Genomic DNA, 19227 nt, shown 5'->3' on the forward strand with positions numbered 1-19227 from the left:
TTTTTCTATATTTGCAACACAATATATAAATCACGACTCATATCCACCTTATACCATATTGCTCTTTTTTTAATTATTATTCGCTTAAATCTAAGATTTATATGCATCTAATAGGTCAAAATTCATATAAAGATATGCCACTTTGATCCTAAATTCATTCTTATAACTCCCTGTACCTTTTGTGAGAGTTTTAAAATAATATTAAAGATTCCTTAATTAAAGACAGTCTTAATATTAGGAAATGATTCAAATAAAAATAGAAGATGACCAAGCATCTTCTATTTTTATTTCACACTATATTAAATTTCAATCTTCAAATTAATCTTGCTTCTTAACTACTGGTATCCACACTTCCGAGTAGTTCCTGTCACCTTTTGCAGTATAGTATACTTCAAGCTCAGGTCCTTCTGCATGTTCATACCCTGAGCTTGGGAACCACTCTGAAAAAATCCTTTCCCATATTGCTTGAATCTTTTCTACAACCTCTGATTTTTTGTGTTCATCAGTTCTAAAAACAACCCATGTTAATGCAGGTACAGAGATAACCGAAAATTCATCTGGCACCTCAGCATTACCATCCATATCAAATACACCTATCATGTACGGGAAAGTCTCCTCACCAGTTTCTCTATAACACATAATTCCATTTACGTCAGTAACAAAGTCATCTTCCACAAGTTCTTTTGGCTGAGCCTTTACTAAACGTTCGATTGTTCCGTCTTTAAAGCATTCTTGCCACAACTGAGGTATCCTAACTAAGTTATTCCCATTAGTTGTATCCATAACTTCCTCTACTCCAAAAAAGCTAAATGAATTCTTTTCTACTATTTTATAATTCATCTCTACATCTCCTTTTATCGATATACTAAAAGAAATAGGTGGATATGCTTTTAGCTGTGTTCCCATTTCTCTAGCAAAGGTTGGTGAAACTCCATGTAAGTTTCTAAAAGCTCTGGTAAAGGCTTCTGGAGATTCATATCCATACTTTAGTGCCACATCAATTACTTTGATACTTGAGCCCTGAAGCTCCAATGCAGCTAAGGTAAGTCTTCTTCTCCTTATATACTCTGCTAAAGTCACATCAGTTATAAATGAGAACATTCTTTGAAAATGATATTCTGAACAACATGCTATTTTGGCAACATCAATATACGCAATATTGTTAGTCAAGTTTTCTTCAATATACTTAATAGCACCATTCATCTTTTCTAGCCAATCCATATCCATCTCCCCCTTCCTTTTCTATCATAACAAGATATAACATATATTACCTTGCATTTTCTGCACTATTTAGCAAGGCTTATCTAATCTCGTAATCACTTTCACCAGTATTAATAAAGGAGACTAAGCTAGTAATTGCGCTATTTACCATGCTTCTTACTGCTGCATCGGTGTAAAAAGCCATGTGCTGAGTCATTATAACGTTTGGAAATTGTCTTAAATAAGCCATATCTCTGTTACTTATAATATCTGTACGTCTATCTATGTGATATATACCTTCTTCATTTTCAAATACATCTAAACCTAGTGCACCTATTTTTCTAGTCTCAATCCCATTAATCAAGGCAGGAATATTCATTAATTCCCCTCTTGCACAGTTAATTAAAACCACATTGTCTTTCATCTTCTTTATAGACTCATCATTTATCATGTGATATGTACTTTCCAATAAAGGAGTATGAAGAGTAATAACATCACATTCCTTGTACAACGTATCTAAGTCCACATAAGTAGCTTTTTCTTTTACTTTATCATTTTCAAATTTATCGTAAGCCAGTATTCTAGAACCGAAGCCCTTTAGTCCGTCAATTACTGTTGCTCCTATTTTTCCTGTGCCTATGACTCCAATAGTCAAATCCTTCATTTCTTTTCCTTGAAGTCCTACCAAGGAGTAATCATTGACATTCCCTCTAAACATAGCTTGTTTGTAATGTCTTATACACATAAGTATAAGCATTATAGTATAATCTGCTACTCCGTTTGGCGCATAGTAAGCATTACTTACTCTTATGTTTTTACTTTTTGCATATTCAATATCGATATTGTTATATCCAACTGTTCTTGTTGCAAGATATTTTATATTTAATTTATCTAGTTTATCTAAAACCGCTGGAGTTACATGACTGTGTCCTAAGATAGTCACACCATCAAATCCCTTAGCTAATTCTGCAGTTTTCTCATTCAACTTCTCATCTACTAAAGTGATCTCTACATTAAGCTTTTTTGATATTGCTTCAAAATCATTTCTTTCATCATCTCTTGTATCATAGGATATTAGTTTCATAAAATAACCTCTCTTTTGCACTATTTTTAATTTGTTTAAATCTATATATAATAATATTTATTATCTTAACTACTAAGTTTAAATTTTAACCAAAATAATTATACTATATATCTTACTAGCATACTATTAACCTTTCAGATTTTCTGATATATTTCATTAAATATAACCACTAAAATGTTAATCTAATAATAAAACATGTGAATTTTTGGACAAACAAAAAAAGGTTCACTTTATGAGCCTTTTTACAATTGTGTATATAATTATATTTTAACTGTAATCAAACTATCATATGTTTAGATCATTCTTAATCATTGAATATATTGCTAAGTCATAGAACTCTCCATACTTGTTCACTTAAGCCTGCCTCAATATGCCTTCAAACTTCATTCCAGCTTTTTGCATCACCCTGCCTGAAGCAATGTTAATTGTATTATGCCTGGCTTCTATTCTGTTAATCCCGATCTCTTTAAACAAATAGTCAATAACCACACTTAATGCTTCTGTCATAATACCCTTTCCCCAAAATAATCTTCCTATATTATATCCAGTAGTACAAGAAAGACATCTCTCATCCAAATTCATCAAAGATATTTGACCGATTACTTCACCATTAGACTTCAACTCAATTGCCCAATTATAATAATCATTACTATATGAATTCACCAAATCTTCAACTATCTGCTTTGTGTCACTTAAATCCTTATGTGGATTCCAACTTAAGAATTTACACACTTCACTATCGGTTGCCCAGTTTTTAAACATACATTCCGCATCACTTGGTTTAAATCTACGTAACAAAAGCCTCTCAGTTTCTAAAGACTGAGTCCCCTTGTGTGTTAACATTTCCCCCCTCCTCTCGCAAGCTCTCTAACGCATCAAATATCTAACTTTAACAAAATTTCATAGGCTTATATAAAGAAACTATAAGTGATTTTTCTAATCTATATCTACATAAAAAAGTTTATTCTTCTTCCACTTAATGAACTTCTCAAAATCTAGGTATGAAATACCTATGGTAACCGTATTAATGTTAGGATGAAATGCCACAACTGCAGCATTAGTTATATCTCTATCTATTAAAACTATAACTTCACTTTCGTTATCGTTTATTATTCCAAATGGGCTTACAGATCCAGGCTTAAGTCCTAGATATTTAAATAATCTTTCCTCTGAAGCAAAAGACAAGCTACTACTTCCAATCTGTTTTGCTAAGGATTTTAAACCTACTTGCTTAGTTTCATCAAGTACAACAAGATAGTGAGTATCACCTTTTCTATTTCTAATAAATAGATTTTTGCAAAGTTGTCCTGGTATATGTATATCTAATTTATTTGCTTCTTCAATGGTGTACACAGCAGCATGCTCATATCTATCATATTTAATCTCTAGTGAATCTAAAATATCGTAAACCTTTTGTTCAGCTTCCGTAATCATAATCTTCTCCTTATATAAAATATCAGGTTATTTATTGTTATCTAAATTTGCATTTTTTTAACCAAGCCAAGTTTTATCATTAATATTAACTTCCGAATTGATTTCAAAAAGTATTCTTAATATTAAACCAGTTAATGCTGAATAAATAATTCCTCCAATATAAGTTGAAATGTTTAAATACTGTTCTTTAATATTCATAATTTATTTATTGATCCTTCTTTTATTCAAACTTATTTCTACCCTTTAAAAATAACACAAATATCACTAGAGAACTTTTCGCAAAGTTAAAAATCAGCTTTTTATTTTCTTATGTATTAACTTCATCATTTATACAATTATAACATTTTTTATTAGAAGTTATGATATAAAATAATAACTTTACCTTTAGATCCTTTACAGGTGTTCAATTAAATAGCTACAGCGTCTTAATGCCTAAACTACAGTTACTTAAACCAAGTATATCTCAATAAAGTTAAATATTTGAATATGGCATTCGTATCCAGTATAATTATATCAAATAAAATATTTGTACATTTCAGATTCTATATTTTTAGGAGGATATATCATGAAAAAACTAATTCTTATAATAGGATTTATTTTCATATTATTTATAGGGTGTAGTAATACTAGTGATAAAGTTACTATAACCACAGACAGAACTACATATAATCCTTCAATGTCATCAATACAAGGGATTAGAATATCACCTAATTTCGAAACAAAAAAGAGTTATGAAGATTTAATTTATCATTGGGAAACCTCAGATGGTGAATTCATAGGCAAAGGAAAAGAAGTAAAAAATCAAGGTGAGGCAGTGATATGGAGTTCTGTAGTAAACGAAAAAATAGCAGAAATAAAAGACCCCTTCGATATAAAGGTGGAAGTTATAGGTAGCGAAAGTAAAAAAGTATTAGCAACAGCAAAATTAACAATAACACCCAATAACGGTTCTTATGAAATAAAAAAGTGATACTAAATACTAATCTTGAACAAATCCTCAAATAAAAACACAGCATGAAAATCCTAAAAACTTGTCTATGCAAATTATTAGGGTAATCATGCTGCTATAATTTTTTGAAATACCTTATTCTAATTCAAAAACTGGTCTTCCAAGAGCATCCCATTTTAATTTCATTACCATGGCATGACGATTGTAATCGTATAAAGGATTTCCTACAATTTTTTCATATGGACGAGCATGATAAATAACTAAATCCTCTCCATCTTCTGAAACTGTAAAGCTATTGTGACCTGGACCATATATATTTTTCTCTGGGCAAGTTGCAAAAACAGGATATCTTGACTTGCTCCAACACTGAGGATCTAATAAGTCTGATGTATCTGAAGCTTCTAATATTCCCATACAGTATGCAGCTCCTGTTGAGCTTGCTGAAAATGTTATAAATACCTTTCCATTTCTTTTGATTACTGCTGGGCCTTCATTTACCCAATAGTCAACTCTTTCCCAATCATAATCAGGAGTAGTTAAAAGTACTTGTACAGTTTTTAATTTTATTGGAGATTCCATTTCCGCTATATATAAATTAGATATACCGCCTTCTCCACCTACTTTTTGTGCCCAAACATAATATTTTCTATTATTATGTTCAAACACTGTGCCATCTAAAGAAAAGTCTGTAAATGAATATGGATCTTCATCTGCTTTCTGAATCATTCCTCTTTCAATCCAAAAATCCTTCATTGGATCATCTCCAGTGCATTCTAAAACAAAAGGTCGTATCTTCCATACATCTTCTTTTTCACCAGCTGCAAAATATACGAACCATTTTCCATCTAAATAATGAAGTTCTGGTGCCCAAATATGCTCACTCATAACTCCACTTTCGTGTTTCATCCAAATCCTTCTTGTTTCTGCCCCAACTAATCCCTCTATAGTTTTCGCTCTTCTAAGCTCAATATAATCATAAGTCGGTACAGAAGCTGTAAAATAGTAATATCCATCTGTATGTTTGTATACATAAGGATCTGCCCTCTGCTCAATTAAAGGTTTTACAAAACAATTTGTGACCATCAGTTCATTCCCCCTAGTTAACACGCTAAAAAATAAAATATTTTATATTTATCTAAAATAATCTTCCATAAAATCATTATATATCATATTTTCATGAATTAACACCCTTTGATTTAAATTTTATTAAAATGAACAAAACTATAGCATTAGTTTTGTTTTAATATATATGATAGCGTTCTATTTTATTTTTTAGTTTTAGAAGATATAAAGCAAAAAACATTTTTTAATATCATCAACTTAAAACCTTGGAATTTGCCTATTTCAACATACATAGGTAAACAAAAAAATAATCATCTGCTGCAATTAGATACTATTCGTAGCAGATAATTATTAAAAAACCATAAATTAAAATTTTGTAATCATTCTTTTACAACACACTATATTTTACACTTTTCTAAATAAGTTTACAATTTCAACAAATCCTCCCTTAACCACTTCTTTCCGTCAACAAATCTTGAAACTAACATAGCACATACTGTATTTCCTGTTGAGTTTAATACTGTTGCTGGAGCATCAATAATTGTGCTTATAACTGCAATTATAGGAAGTGCTTCTATAGGGAATCCATATATACTTATTATAAGCATTTCTCCAATCAGTCCACCGCCAGGTATTGCTCCCATAACCGCTCCTACTAAAAAACCAACTGCTAATATAGATAATAAGATTGGTAAACTATTAATGTCTTTCCCAAATAATCCGAATAGAAATACTATCTTCAAAACGCCTCCAATGACAGATCCATCTTTATGAGTGTTGACCCCAAGAGGTATAACAGTTTCTGCTATATCCTTAGGCACACCTATCTTCTTTGTAGCCTCAAGATTAATTGGTATAGATGCTGCACTTGAACAAGTAGCTAGGGCAGTTACTGTTGGTGATATTACATTTTTCCAGTAAGCTTTAAATCCTTCTTTTCCTGAAGAAATATACGCATATATACTAAAAAACATAAAATAGTTTATTATTGTTAAACCCAAATATAATAAAAACACTTTCAAATACCCTTGTAAGATTTGCGTTCCTAATTGCCCTATCACAGAAGCAAAATAACATGCAAGCCCTATTGGAGCATAATACATAATAATATTAACTATCTTCATGATTATAGCTGTTACTGCATCTATAAACTTTTTTACTACTTCCCCTTTTTCTCCCACTAAAGCTGTAGATGCTCCAAAAAGTACAGAAAAGATTATAATTTGGAGCATATTATTCTTTGAAAACAATTCTGAGAAGTCACCAACTGTAAAGGTCTTTACTAGCTGCCGTGATAAGGAAATGTTCTCAGTGCCTTTACTAATGTCAGTAGCTCCTTGGGACAATATATTTTTAATTGTGCCCGAGTCTAATCCTTTAGTTGGATTAAATAGAAAAGAGCCTATAATAGCCAATATACCAGAGATAACTGCAGTAGATATAAACACTAAAATTATAGTTATCATTATTTTGCCTAATCTATTTACGCCGCTCATATTTGCTATAGCAGATGCTACACTAAAAAATACTAACGGAACGATTATCGTAAACATTAGATTTAAAAATATTTGCCCGAAAGGTTCTAAAACTTTAGCTTTGGGTCCTAATATTGCTCCTATTGCACCTCCTAATACTATTGATAATATAAGCATTAAGGACATCTTATAATTCTTAAAAAGATTTCTCATAATCTATAACTCCTTTTAATTTACTATATTTAAGAAATATTTCTTCACCACTTCTTCATCACTAAAATGTATAGTTTCATTCTTTAATATTTGGTAGTTTTCATGGCCTTTACCAGCAATTATTACTGCGTCGTTAGGGTTTGCAATATTAAGTGCTTTGAAAATTGCTTGAGTTCTATCTTCTATCTTTTCATACATGCATCCAGTCTTAAGCATTCCTTTCTCAATATCATTGATTATTAAAGCTGTTTTTTCACTTCTAGGATTGTCAGATGTGATTATGCAGTAGTCACTTAGTTTCCCTGCAACTTCTCCCATAAGTGGTCTTTTACTAGCATCTCTATCCCCACCACAACCAAACACTGTAATTATTTTACCTTTAGTTATTTCTTTCACTGAGGTTAGTATATTTTCAATAGCATCTGGTGAATGTGCATAGTCTACTACAGCTAAAATACCTTTACTATTTTCAATTGCTTGAAATCTTCCTGGCACACCTTTTATTTCTTTAACTGCATTTACAATTTCATCAATACTTAGCTTTAGACAATAACAACTTGCTATTGATGCCAACGCATTATAAACACTAAACCTTCCTGGTACATTAAGCTCCACTTTTTTAATCTCACAATTATATTTAAGATTAAACTTTACACCAATATTTGTGTACTCTATATCTGTAGCTCTAAAATCACAATCATTATCAATACCATAAGTTATGGTTTTACAATTTGAAGTAGCTATTATATCCTTAGAAAACGAATCATCTATATTTATCACTGCCTTCTTGCACATACTGAATAGTTTCAATTTTGCATTTTTATAATTATCCATAGTAACATGCTCTTCCAGATGATCTTGAGTTAGATTTGTGAATACAGCAACATCAAATTCACATCCATAGACTCTATCTTGTGATAAAGCTGAAGAAGTAACTTCAACGGCTGCATGGGTCGCTCCATACTCTAACATCTCAGCAAAGGTTCCTTGAAGTTCTATTGCATCTGGCGTAGTTGGATTTAACTTTTTTGTGGTCATTTTTTGTTCACCAAGGGTGTTTTGTATAGTGCCAATCACTCCACATTTTAATTCTAAAACTTCAAGTATCTTTGAAATAAAATAACTTACAGAAGTTTTTCCGTTTGTGCCTGTAATACCAACGGTCTTTAAATTACTAATTGGAATATTATAAAAGTTTTGTGCTGCTATGGACATTGCCTTTCTAGCATCTTTAACTTTTATTACTGAAACATTCTTTTTAAGACCACTAATCTCACGTTCTACCATCAATGCTATAGCACCGCTGCTTACTGCATCAAATACAAAATCATGTCTATCTACATTTCTATTTCTTACGGCTATAAATAGCGAATTTTCACCTACCTCCCTTGAATCCCAAGTTAGACTTTCTATGTCCAAATCATCTCTGCCATTTAACATCTCATAATCTATTCCTTTTAAAACTTCATATAATTTCATATAGTTTCCTCCAATTTATTTCAAGTACTATTTATCATCAAGATTTAAATGCCACTTCAGCGCCTTTTCTCTTGTTATATTTATATTATATTCTCAATTTTTGCAGATTTTCTTGAAATAAATGCTTAATATATTGCATAAAGTGCTATAATTTATAGATAGACACGTTCCAAATAAGATCAATAATAAAAGATGAAAAACTATTTTAATAAAATCCGAGGTGGGTATATTGGATGAAAATATTTCAAGAGAAAAAATAAAGAGAGGTTATCTTAATGATGATTTCCTTTTCTTCAATCTTAAAGATCAGAAAAAAACTGACTTTGAGGTCCATTACCACGACTTTGATAAAATAATCATTTTTATCTCAGGAAATGTCACATATATCATTGAAGGAAAATCTTATAAACTTAGACCTTGGGACGTATTATTGGTTGGCAAAAACGACCTTCACCTTCCGATAATAAGCGATAGTGAACCATATGAGAGAATAATCCTTTGGTTAAACCCTTTATTTCTGGAAAAGCATAATATGGATAGTTGTGATCTTTTGAGCTGCTTTCAAATAGCTTCCGAAAGAAAACTTAACTTGATTAGATTAAATATAAAACAAATAGAACTGCTAAAAAAAAATTTACAGGAGCTTAAAGAAGAAATACAAGACAAATCCTTTGGAAGCACCATACTAAAAAACGCTTTATTTATACAGTTCATGGTTAAAATCAATAGATTTTTCCTAGATATGAATACAGATAAAACTATTGAGGATATTAAATACGATCCAAGAATAGAAGCTATTTTAAGTTTTATAAACTCAAATTTAGAGAAGGATATCTCTATAGAAATGCTATCAAATACTTTTTATCTTAATAAATATTACCTCATGCACTTATTTAAAAAAGAAACTGGTTACACCCTATATGGCTATATACAAAAAAAGAGAACTAAAAGAGCTGCTGATCTTTTGAGAACTGGGATGCAAGCTGGAGAGGTCTGTTCACTATGTGGTTTTATAGATTATTCTAGTTTCGTGAGAGCTTTCAAAAAAGAATTTCAATTATCACCAAAGCAGTATTATAAGGCTAGTTTATAAATATAAGTCTATTAAGATAGACCTGTTTTAAATACGATTTAACTATAGTAGCATCTATCTCACTAGTTTTTTGTCTCTACAGAGTGAAATCATAAGAAGTATTCAAAATCAAAACAAACTTTAAGGCAAGCCATTATGGCTTGCCTTATTGAACTTTTAAAAACTTTGTACTTCTTAGCTATTAAATTTTTCACACAATAAATCGATATATTCTTTGGCTTCCTTCAAGCCCGCTCCAGTGGCTTGTCTGTATATTTTGATTGCTTTAATCTTCTTCCCTTCTGCAATAAGCCTTTCAACTTCATCATCAACAGATGTCTCAGGCACTCCAATTTGTTTAGCAATTTTTGTTAAAATTTCATTTGTTCTTTTTACATCGTTTTGTAATCGATTAATGCTAGATAATATAATAGATAACAATAAAGTTCCAATAATTATCCACATAAAGTTATCGTCCATATTTCCCTCCAAGTAATTTCTAATAATTAAAAATATAATATATTTTTAATTATTTTAATAAACAGGCATTTCACAACAGTATAAGAAAATTTACTCTTGCCTAATTAAGTTACTTTTTATTTTAATTAGTCTTTATAACCAAAAAATAAACAAGTCAATTTAATACTATTTCTTTTAATGTTTATAATAAGTAATTATATCTTATTCTTACATAAAATTGCACACAAAATTAAGTTATGGGTGAATCTCTTCAATTTTAAATTTATATTTTCAATCTGTTTCTTCAGCCCCACATGAGTTTTGAAAATAGATTTGCGATTGAAGTGTTTAATCTTAAATGCACTTTTATAAATATAATATAAAATTTTAACTGTTCTATTGTAAACCTTTAGTTTATATATTTAGTATGGGAGGTTAATATATACATTAAATAGGTATACTTTTGATAATGTATATTATGTAATATATGTATTAATTATAGGATTCTTAATTCAACTATTAAGTTATACGTGCCCGATAATTCCTAGAAATCGGAATTATGGAACAAGAATAACTAAAGTTTCGATACAGGAACCCTTTATAGGATTCAAACTTCAATTTTTAATTTATGCACGTCCGAAAATCCTCAGAAACATGGGTTTTCAAGCAAGTATAAATTAAATTTCCGTAGAGGAACCCTATACCTCCGTACACTAATATATTGATTTGAGGGAGGGAAATATATGTCTTTCAAAACCACTGAGCAACATGAAACTTTGAGAAAAATAATCAGAAAATTTGCTGAGGAAGAGGTAAAACCTATCGCATTCATGCTAGATCAGGAAAATAAATTTCCAACAGAAGCAGTTCATAAACTAGCTGAAATAGGCATGCTTGGTATACCCTATCCGAAAGAATATGGTGGAGCTGGTTTAGATGTAATTAGTTATGCCATAGCAGTGGAAGAATTATCAAGAGTTGATGGCGGTACTGGAGTTATTCTTTCTGCTCATACATCTTTAGGCACATACCCAATAGCTGCTTACGGCACCGAAGAGCAAAAACAAAAGTATTTAATCCCACTTACTAAGGGAGAAAAACTTGGTGCCTTTGGTCTAACTGAAGAAAATGCCGGAAGTGATGCTGGTGGTACAGAAACTACAGCTGTATTAGAAGGTGATTACTATATTTTAAATGGTTCAAAGATTTTTATTACTAACGCTGGACAGGCAGATATATACGTTGTTTTCGCTGTCACTACACCAAATATAGGTACAAAAGGTATTAGCGCTTTCATTGTTGAAAAAGGCTGGGATGGCTTTAGTTTTGGAAAGCATTATGACAAAATGGGAATCCGCTCTTCTGCTACTGCAGAACTTATCTTCAATGACGTAAAAGTTCCTAAAGAAAACCTACTTGGCAAAGAAGGTGAAGGCTTCAAAATAGCTATGGCTACATTAGATGGTGGTCGTATTGGTATAGCAGCTCAAGCTCTCGGAATCGCTCAGGGAGCTTATGAAAATGCACTTGAATATTCAAAAGAAAGAATTCAATTTGGTAAACCTATCTGCCAACAGCAAATCATAGCCTTTAAGCTATCGGATATGGCAACAAAACTAAGAGCTGCTAGATTGCTTATTTATAGTGCTGCAGAGCTTAAGGAGAATCATGAGCACTATAGTATGGAAGCAGCTATGGCAAAGCAGTATGCTTCAGATGTTTGCCTTGAAATTGTTAATGATGCTCTTCAGATTTTTGGTGGTAGTGGTTATCTTAAAGGCATGGAGGTTGAACGCGCTTACAGAGATGCCAAGATCTGCACTATATATGAAGGTACTAACGAAATTCAAAGACTAGTTATCTCCTCTCATATCATCGGTAAGATGCCAAAAAATGAACGTGTTAGCAAAGCTTCTCATCATGAACCTGCAACAGGATATAGAAAGAAAGTAATCTTTAAACAAGGTACCGCTGAAGAAAAGGTTGCCTCACTTGTTAAAGCCTTAAAAGAAGACGGATATGATTTCACTATAGGAATACCTTTGGATACTCCTATAAATAAAGCTGAAAGAGTAGTTAGTGCAGGTATGGGTATAGGAAATAAAGAAAATATGCAATTAATAGAAGCTCTCGCTGTGCAAGCAGGTGCTGCTATAGGTTCTTCTCGTCCTGTAGCTGAAACCCTTAAATACGTTCCTTTAAATCGCTATGTTGGCATGTCTGGACAAAAATTTAACGGTAATCTTTATATTGCCTGTGGTATCTCCGGTGCTGGTCAACATCTAAAAGGTATAAAGGATGCTACAACTATTGTAGCTATAAATATAGATTCTAATGCAAAAATTTTCAAAAATGCTGACTATGGAATAGTTGGCGACCTAAAAGAAATACTTCCAATTTTAACTACAGCTTTAGACAATGGAGAGCCTAAAAAAGATGCTCCTCCAATGAAAAAGATGAAGAAAGTTATTCAAAAGAAAATAGCTCATGCATGGAAACATTTTGTCTGCAACGGATGTGGTTACGAGTACGATCCTGCTGTGGGTGATACTGAGGGAGAAGTAGCTCCAGGAACAATATTCGAAAACATACCAGAAGAATGGGCTTGTCCCGCTTGTGGTGAAGAAAAGACAATGTTTATTGAAGTGTAAAAATTCATTAGAAAGATAACTAGCTTTCTATCAAATTTTACAATTAGATTATACAAGGAGGATTAAATTCATGTATTGTGTTAGAGAAATAACTGAGGACTTATATTGGATTGGAGGTAACGACCGCCGCCTTGCTCTATTTGAAAACATTCACCCAATTCCAAGTGGTGTTTCCTATAATTCTTACCTACTATTAGATGATAAAACTGTACTATTTGATACTGTAGATTGGTCAATCTGCAGACAGTTTCTAGAGAATATTAATGCAGTTTTAGGAAAGAGACCTCTTGATTACATGGTAATAAATCATGTTGAACCAGACCATGCTGCATGTATAGAAGAGATTATTCTTCGATATCCTGAAGCTAAAATTATATGTACTGAAAAAGCATCATTGTTTATGCATCAATTCGGATTTCATATAGATGACAAAACAATTGTAGTTAAAGAAGGCGATAAGATGTCTTTTGGGAAACATGAAGTTGTATTTGTGTCTGCTCCAATGGTACATTGGCCAGAAGCAATGGTAACCTATGACATTACAAGTGGCACATTATTTTCCGCTGACGCCTTTGGATCCTTTGGTTCTTTAGACGGTAAGTTGTTTAATGATGAAGTTAATTATGACCGAAACTGGATTGAAGATGCTAGGAGATACTACACTAATATCGTAGGGAAATACGGACCACATGTCCAATCGTTACTAAAAAAAGCTGGTGGTTTAGATATAAAGCTTATCTGCCCACTCCATGGACTAGTATGGCGAAATGATTTTGGATACTTACTTGATAAATATGACAGATGGAGTCGTTATGAACCTGAAGAAAAGGGTGTTATGATAGTCTATGGAACAATGTACGGTAATACTGAAGCAGTCGCCAACGATCTTGCAACAAGGCTAGTAAAAAAAGGATTGAAAAATGTAGTCATGTATGACGTTTCAAGCACTCATGTATCCTACTTGATTTCAGAAACCTTCAAATATAGTCATATAGTTTTAGCTTGTGTAACTTATAACCTAAACATTTACCCACCAATGCATAACTATTTAATGGATATGAAAGCATTAAATCTTCAAAAACGTACTTTCGGTCTTATAGAAAATGGTTCTTGGGCTCCTCAATCTGGAAGACTAATCAGAGAGCATCTAGAAGGCATGAAAGAAATGACTATCTTAGATAATAGCATGACATTAAATTCTGCTATGAAAGAAAATGATTCGGACTCATTGGAGGATCTTGCAAGCAGCCTTATTGAATCATTAAATTAATCCAAACTAAAAATAATAATAAACCATTACTATTCCATAAAAAAATAGGCTAAGGATACAATTCATATCCTTAGCCTATTTTTAAATTTACTAGTATCTATAAACTAGCACTATTTAAATACCTTTATTTGTTAGTTATATATATCTGAAAACTCAATATGTATATTTTCAACCTTAGATTGATTTGTAAAATTGCTATTAACTTTTATATGTTCTTTCTCTGCAACGATTTTGACAGGCAATGTTATTATGAACTCTGTGCCTTTTCCAAACTCACTCTTTACTTCAATTGTTCCATCATGCATCTCCACCAAAGCCTTAACAATTGACAATCCTATGCCACTACCTTCATGACTTCTGCTAAGCAATGGGTCTACTTGCTTAAACCTTTGAAAAAGCTGTGAAACTTTATCTTCTGGAATTCCTCTCCCAGTATCTTTTACACTAATTATTATATACTCCTCACAATCGAACAAAGTAACATTAATTTCATCTCCAGGTTCAGTGAATTTAGTTGCATTTGAAATTAAATTAAGCAGAATTCTTTCTAATTTCTCTGCATCAAAAGCCATAATTTTTTCTTCCTGATTAGTATCAAATATAATTGTTCTATCCATTTGGCCTACATACGCAGCGGTTGATTGTGTTATTTCTTCTGCAACCTGTACTATATTATCGTTTCTTAACTCCAGCTTCATAAAACCAGAATCAATCTTAGTCATATCAATTAAATTATTCACAAGTCTTAATAGTCTATAGCAATTTTGTCTTATACTAGATGTATAATTTCTTATTTTGTCAGTATTTAAATCTTCACCATTACTAATTAGAACATTAAATAGCTGTGCTGTTGAAAAAATAATATTTAAAGGAGTTCTTAATTCATGAGACATATTTGCAATAAACTCAGTTTTTAATTTATCGTATTCCAAAGTCTCCTCGACCAATCTTCTATTCTCAGCCAACATATGATTAAAGCTATTGGCTAAGATTCCAATCTCATCTTTACTTTCTATGTCACAATGAACAGTTAAGTCACCTTTTCCTGCTATCTCCATACATGATTTTAATTTATCTAAAGGTTTTACTAAAGTATTAGCTAAAAACAATCCTATAATTCCACTTAAGATAATTATTATAGAACCAGTAATAACTGTAGTGCTGAAAATTGATTTAGCTGAAGAGTTTAGTTCTTCGTAATTAGCTGTTGTTACTACATATACATGCCAAGCCTCGAAGAATTGATAGTATCCTACTTTTTTTACTCCGTTATAGGTGTATTCTATTCTTCCACCACTGCCTTGATGCATCTTTTGAACGAAATCATAATTATTTACATTCTTACCTTTTTCAGTTGGATGAATAACTACATTTCCTTTAGAATCAAGTATATATGCATAACCAGTCTTTCCCAACTTAACATTACTTATGGTTTCTTCCAAATAACTATTAATAGTCTTATTTCCTATTCCAATTGCCCCAATAACTTTATTATCTTTGTCCAATAAAGGCTTCATTCTTGTAACATATCCAACGCCTTCTATTAAAATATCACCAATATATTCTTGATTACTAATTATTCTATTATAAGCAACTGAATCATCGGTTATATACGTACCTAATACTCGCTGGTTATCTTTGAAAATTGTACTGGAAACCCTTATTAATTTATTATCATGTAATAAAAATATTGTAGCCACAGTACCAGTAGACTGTTTAAGCTTATCCACAATAGTGTTATCAAGTGATAGCCTTTGATTTCCTGCGTATAAAACAGGTAAATTAAACTGGCCAATCTTTACACTTTCATTATAATTCACTCTCAAATCAGAAAAATTATTTAATAAAGTATTTGCGAAATTCAGATCTCCATAGGATTTTTCTGTCAGAAGATCATTTCTTACACTAAGGGTAGTAATAATTGATTCTGTTAAACGCTGACTTTTCTCATCTAATTCTTTAAAAACTGCGTCATTTGATTTTTTACCAATTAAAAAGCCTAAAACGCTTACGGCAAATACGATTAAAACCAAATAACTGATGATAAGTTTATATTTTACTCTCATTCAAAAACACTTCTCCTTAGTTATGTATTCATAACTTCTTAATAACGCTTACATCTTAAGTTCTCTCATCACAAGCTATTACAAATAGAAACAACTTTCCGATTATTGTTCAAACTATTCAACATATTCATCCAATTGCTACCTGATATTTCTTGTATATGTATATTTTATTTTAAGACATTCTGTCTAATTATATCATGTGTTCAGCATTTTTTCATCGATTAATTTTAATCTTATTAAACTTTATTTTCGTTTTACTATTATATAAATCCGGTTGCTATGAATTAAAAATTTTCCAACAACTTATTGTCAACCATTTTTAATATTTAGGTTGACAATGCATTCTTAGTATTTTATACTAAATTGGACAAATTGGTTAAGAAATGAAATCCTAAGAATTACATTAAATAAATTGGAGGGCTTTACATGAGAAAAAAAATAAAAATAAACGATATGATTTATGCAGCTCTTTTTGCCACCTTAATTTCTGTTTTTGGTTATATTTCAATTCCACTTCCCTTTAGTCCAGTTCCTCTAACAGGACAAACTTTGATGATAATGCTTGTTGGGTGTGTACTTACTCCACTTCAAGCTGGATTAAGCCTAATTACATTTATATTTATGGGGATTATTGGGCTTCCAGTATTTTCTGGAGGTGCTTCAGGTATAGGAGTTATTATAGGTTCTAACGGAGGGTATCTAATGGGATTTCTTATTGGTTCCGTAGTTATTAGTTTAATAAAGAATAAGAATAGTTCTATTCTTTCCATGATATCAGCCAACATTATTGGCGGAATTGTTGTGGTCTATATTTTAGGAGTTTTATGGCTATCTTATATTACAGGAATGGGAGTATATAGAGCCTTTATTGTAGGAGCACTTCCTTTTATTATCGGAGATTTAATTAAAGCAGTGGTTGCTGCAATAGTTGCTAAAAGAATTAATACTTTAAGAAGATAAAATAAATTTTAAAGGGAACCTTCAAATATAGGCTCCCCTTTATTTCACTCTAAGTAATTGTAATTAATAAGATATTTATTTTGCTTAGAATTTTGTTACGTATTCTTTATTATTTTAGTTTTTATACTAAAAGATCTATCATCTATAGCCTTTTGCACTGCTAAAATTCCATCTAAGTGATCATATTCATGTTGTATCAATTCAGATATATCACCTTCTAACTCTATCAAATTATCTTTCCAAGCTAAATCTTTATAATATACTACGCACCTTTTAAATCTTTTTACTTTTACCAAAAGTTCAGGGAAGCACATACAATCATCCCAAACTGTAATCATTTCATCATCAACATATTCTAGCTTAGGATTTATCAATACAACTTCCTTATCTATATTCATATAAATAAGTCTTTTAAAATATCCAATTTGAGGAGCAGCAATAGCTCTTCCTGCGCCGTATTCTTTTCTAAAATTCATTAAGGTATCATGCAAATCTTTTACAACTTCTTCAACTTCAACTAATTCCTCTTGTTTTATCTCTTCTGAAACATTGTATAATTTTTCATTTCCTAATAAAAAAATTTCTTTAACAGCCATAAATGCCCCTCCTATTTTAAATCTATCTAGTTATTTCCTCGCCTTCTAGCATATCCATCTTTTTTATCATAATGTCTATAACCTTAACAGAAACATATCTTTCTCTTATATTACTTCTTAAAAGTAGCTCTTTATAAGGAACTTCTAAATAAATCTTATTTTGGCTCTATATGATGCACATAATCTTATTAGCTTTTGTCTGTTTTCCCTTCTCAAATTAGTAGCATTCCAAACAAAACTTTCTTTTCTTCTTAGAACTTCCTTTGCTCTAATATCTTAATTATATTCGTATAAACTTCATAAGGTATTATAAGATTATTATCTTTTCCACTTCCAATTTTTATATCTAGTCTATTTTTACCGTGGTAATCTGTACCACCAGATATCATTAAATTATATTTATTAATCAGGTAATCTAAAAATTTATAATCTTCTTCACTGTGGAAAGGATAGTATCTTTCAACTCCATCTAATCCCAAACTAACTAAGTATCTTATCTCTTCTTCTATCTTTTCATTATTCAGTCCTGCGAATCCCATATGTTTATTATAATGTGCTAGAAAAGATATTCCTCCAGCTTCTTTTATTACTCTTATGGCATCTTCCACTTTAAATAATTCTTTTTCACCATATGGAATTGGATCTAAATATTTATCCCAAATTCCTTGAGCAGTTTCACATATTTTGTTTTCAATAAAGTACTTATAAACATCGTATCTGTCTAAATATTTTCTAAATGACTTTTCTTTTAATTGCTCTATATCAATACTTATCCCTTGTTTATTTATTATTGATAAGATATTACTTACACTTTCGTGTCTTGCTTCCTTCATTTCAATATAAGCCTTCAAGAATTGCGCATTATCTAAATCAATTCCTATGCCTAAAATATGAATAATTCTTCCATCCTTGTATAGTGCACTTATCTCTATGCCATTAAGAAAATCTATATTATTTTCCTTAGCCAGCCTGGACACTTCATAAATTCCTTCTATATTATCATGATCTGTGAGAGCTAGTGCTTTAACCTCTCCTACTACAGCATCATCGATCAGTTCTTCTGGAGTACTTCCTCCATCAGAAAAAATTGTATGTGTATGAAAATCAACTTTATAATCCATAATAACTCCTTCATACCAAAATAAAGATGTACCACTCAGGTTCGAAATCTATTTTTAAAACTTCTTCTGTTTCAAAAAGAATAATTTAAAAATATAAATTCCATTAAAAAGTTGTAAACAAATATATTTAAAAATT

At 31.1% G+C, this 19227-nt stretch carries 16 protein-coding genes; 5 read left to right on the forward strand and 11 right to left on the reverse strand.

Annotated features, from left to right (window positions below; translation table 11 throughout):
- Nucleotides 1-318: 318 nt before the first annotated feature.
- From bsdtw1_RS10905 to bsdtw1_RS10920, 4 genes are all read right to left on the reverse strand, one after another.
- A complete protein-coding gene (locus bsdtw1_RS10905) occupies nucleotides 319-1221 on the reverse strand; it encodes an AraC family transcriptional regulator (protein WP_183277597.1) in 903 nt (300 codons plus the stop codon).
- Between the two features lie 79 nt (nucleotides 1222-1300).
- Nucleotides 1301-2284 (reverse strand): D-isomer specific 2-hydroxyacid dehydrogenase family protein, encoded by a 984-nt coding sequence (locus bsdtw1_RS10910; RefSeq protein WP_183277598.1) that lies wholly within the window; start codon nucleotides 2282-2284, stop codon nucleotides 1301-1303.
- A gap of 354 nt (nucleotides 2285-2638) precedes the next feature.
- Nucleotides 2639-3127: a GNAT family N-acetyltransferase gene (locus tag bsdtw1_RS10915; protein ID WP_183277599.1), complete on the reverse strand. Its 489-nt coding sequence runs from the start codon at nucleotides 3125-3127 to the stop codon at nucleotides 2639-2641.
- A 93-nt stretch (nucleotides 3128-3220) separates the two neighbouring features.
- Nucleotides 3221-3715 carry a prolyl-tRNA synthetase associated domain-containing protein gene (locus bsdtw1_RS10920; RefSeq protein ID WP_183279789.1) on the reverse strand — a complete coding sequence of 165 codons (495 nt, stop codon included), beginning with the start codon at nucleotides 3713-3715 and terminating at the stop codon, nucleotides 3221-3223.
- 568 nt (nucleotides 3716-4283) lie between these two features.
- On the opposite strand from bsdtw1_RS10920, the gene bsdtw1_RS10925 reads away from it, so the two are divergent.
- Nucleotides 4284-4688, forward strand: coding sequence for a hypothetical protein (locus bsdtw1_RS10925; RefSeq protein ID WP_183277600.1), 405 nt, complete (start codon nucleotides 4284-4286; stop codon nucleotides 4686-4688).
- Between the two features lie 114 nt (nucleotides 4689-4802).
- Here the strand turns inward: bsdtw1_RS10925 and bsdtw1_RS10930 are convergent, their stop codons facing one another.
- From bsdtw1_RS10930 to bsdtw1_RS10940, 3 genes are all read right to left on the reverse strand, one after another.
- Nucleotides 4803-5750 carry a glycoside hydrolase family 43 protein gene (locus bsdtw1_RS10930; protein ID WP_183277601.1) on the reverse strand — a complete coding sequence of 316 codons (948 nt, stop codon included), beginning with the start codon at nucleotides 5748-5750 and terminating at the stop codon, nucleotides 4803-4805.
- A 404-nt stretch (nucleotides 5751-6154) separates the two neighbouring features.
- Nucleotides 6155-7417, reverse strand: a complete 1263-nt coding sequence (locus bsdtw1_RS10935) for a dicarboxylate/amino acid:cation symporter (protein ID WP_183277602.1) — start codon at nucleotides 7415-7417, stop codon at nucleotides 6155-6157.
- Nucleotides 7418-7432: 15 nt separating this feature from the next.
- Nucleotides 7433-8896 carry a UDP-N-acetylmuramoyl-L-alanyl-D-glutamate--2,6-diaminopimelate ligase gene (locus bsdtw1_RS10940; protein WP_183277603.1) on the reverse strand — a complete coding sequence of 488 codons (1464 nt, stop codon included), beginning with the start codon at nucleotides 8894-8896 and terminating at the stop codon, nucleotides 7433-7435.
- Nucleotides 8897-9125: 229 nt separating this feature from the next.
- On the opposite strand from bsdtw1_RS10940, the gene bsdtw1_RS10945 reads away from it, so the two are divergent.
- Nucleotides 9126-9989 (forward strand): AraC family transcriptional regulator, encoded by an 864-nt coding sequence (locus bsdtw1_RS10945; protein ID WP_183277604.1) that lies wholly within the window; start codon nucleotides 9126-9128, stop codon nucleotides 9987-9989.
- A 174-nt stretch (nucleotides 9990-10163) separates the two neighbouring features.
- Here the strand turns inward: bsdtw1_RS10945 and bsdtw1_RS10950 are convergent, their stop codons facing one another.
- A complete protein-coding gene (locus bsdtw1_RS10950; RefSeq protein ID WP_183277605.1) occupies nucleotides 10164-10448 on the reverse strand; it encodes a ribosomal protein L7/L12 in 285 nt (94 codons plus the stop codon).
- A gap of 722 nt (nucleotides 10449-11170) precedes the next feature.
- On the opposite strand from bsdtw1_RS10950, the gene bsdtw1_RS10955 reads away from it, so the two are divergent.
- Together bsdtw1_RS10955 and bsdtw1_RS10960 are read left to right on the forward strand one after the other, a co-directional pair.
- Nucleotides 11171-13078: an acyl-CoA dehydrogenase family protein gene (locus tag bsdtw1_RS10955; protein ID WP_183277606.1), complete on the forward strand. Its 1908-nt coding sequence runs from the start codon at nucleotides 11171-11173 to the stop codon at nucleotides 13076-13078.
- A 70-nt stretch (nucleotides 13079-13148) separates the two neighbouring features.
- Nucleotides 13149-14348 carry an FprA family A-type flavoprotein gene (locus tag bsdtw1_RS10960; RefSeq protein WP_183277607.1) on the forward strand — a complete coding sequence of 400 codons (1200 nt, stop codon included), beginning with the start codon at nucleotides 13149-13151 and terminating at the stop codon, nucleotides 14346-14348.
- A gap of 131 nt (nucleotides 14349-14479) precedes the next feature.
- Here bsdtw1_RS10960 and bsdtw1_RS10965 read toward each other — a convergent pair whose 3' ends face one another.
- Nucleotides 14480-16414, reverse strand: a complete 1935-nt coding sequence (locus bsdtw1_RS10965; RefSeq protein ID WP_183277608.1) for a Cache 3/Cache 2 fusion domain-containing protein — start codon at nucleotides 16412-16414, stop codon at nucleotides 14480-14482.
- Nucleotides 16415-16840: 426 nt separating this feature from the next.
- On the opposite strand from bsdtw1_RS10965, the gene bsdtw1_RS10970 reads away from it, so the two are divergent.
- A complete protein-coding gene (locus bsdtw1_RS10970) occupies nucleotides 16841-17374 on the forward strand; it encodes a biotin transporter BioY (protein ID WP_183277609.1) in 534 nt (177 codons plus the stop codon).
- 95 nt (nucleotides 17375-17469) lie between these two features.
- Here bsdtw1_RS10970 and bsdtw1_RS10975 read toward each other — a convergent pair whose 3' ends face one another.
- Both bsdtw1_RS10975 and bsdtw1_RS10980 read right to left on the reverse strand, forming a co-directional pair.
- Nucleotides 17470-17970, reverse strand: coding sequence for a peptide deformylase (locus bsdtw1_RS10975; protein ID WP_183277610.1), 501 nt, complete (start codon nucleotides 17968-17970; stop codon nucleotides 17470-17472).
- A 251-nt stretch (nucleotides 17971-18221) separates the two neighbouring features.
- The gene (locus bsdtw1_RS10980; RefSeq protein ID WP_183277611.1) at nucleotides 18222-19091 is read right to left on the reverse strand and encodes a PHP domain-containing protein; all 870 of its coding nucleotides are present in this window, start codon (nucleotides 19089-19091) and stop codon (nucleotides 18222-18224) included.
- Nucleotides 19092-19227 lie beyond the last annotated feature (136 nt).

Origin of the sequence: Clostridium fungisolvens (assembly GCF_014193895.1) — a bacterium.
GTDB classification, from domain to species: domain Bacteria; phylum Bacillota; class Clostridia; order Clostridiales; family Clostridiaceae; genus Clostridium_AR; species Clostridium_AR fungisolvens.

Bases quoted from the DNA above. Each gene is read 5' to 3' on its own strand.
- bsdtw1_RS10910 (WP_183277598.1), bottom strand. From the start codon at position 2,284: ATGAAACTAATATCCTATGATACAAGAGATGATGAAAGAAATGATTTT.
- bsdtw1_RS10975 (WP_183277610.1), bottom strand. From the start codon at position 17,970: ATGGCTGTTAAAGAAATTTTTTTATTAGGAAATGAAAAATTATACAAT.
- bsdtw1_RS10965 (WP_183277608.1), bottom strand. From the start codon at position 16,414: ATGAGAGTAAAATATAAACTTATCATCAGTTATTTGGTTTTAATCGTA.
- bsdtw1_RS10950 (WP_183277605.1), bottom strand. From the start codon at position 10,448: ATGGACGATAACTTTATGTGGATAATTATTGGAACTTTATTGTTATCT.
- bsdtw1_RS10970 (WP_183277609.1), top strand. From the start codon at position 16,841: ATGAGAAAAAAAATAAAAATAAACGATATGATTTATGCAGCTCTTTTT.
- bsdtw1_RS10905 (WP_183277597.1), bottom strand. From the start codon at position 1,221: ATGGATTGGCTAGAAAAGATGAATGGTGCTATTAAGTATATTGAAGAA.
- bsdtw1_RS10915 (WP_183277599.1), bottom strand. From the start codon at position 3,127: ATGTTAACACACAAGGGGACTCAGTCTTTAGAAACTGAGAGGCTTTTG.
- bsdtw1_RS10930 (WP_183277601.1), bottom strand. From the start codon at position 5,750: ATGGTCACAAATTGTTTTGTAAAACCTTTAATTGAGCAGAGGGCAGAT.
- bsdtw1_RS10940 (WP_183277603.1), bottom strand. From the start codon at position 8,896: ATGAAATTATATGAAGTTTTAAAAGGAATAGATTATGAGATGTTAAAT.
- bsdtw1_RS10960 (WP_183277607.1), top strand. From the start codon at position 13,149: ATGTATTGTGTTAGAGAAATAACTGAGGACTTATATTGGATTGGAGGT.
- bsdtw1_RS10925 (WP_183277600.1), top strand. From the start codon at position 4,284: ATGAAAAAACTAATTCTTATAATAGGATTTATTTTCATATTATTTATA.
- bsdtw1_RS10955 (WP_183277606.1), top strand. From the start codon at position 11,171: ATGTCTTTCAAAACCACTGAGCAACATGAAACTTTGAGAAAAATAATC.
- bsdtw1_RS10980 (WP_183277611.1), bottom strand. From the start codon at position 19,091: ATGGATTATAAAGTTGATTTTCATACACATACAATTTTTTCTGATGGA.
- bsdtw1_RS10935 (WP_183277602.1), bottom strand. From the start codon at position 7,417: ATGAGAAATCTTTTTAAGAATTATAAGATGTCCTTAATGCTTATATTA.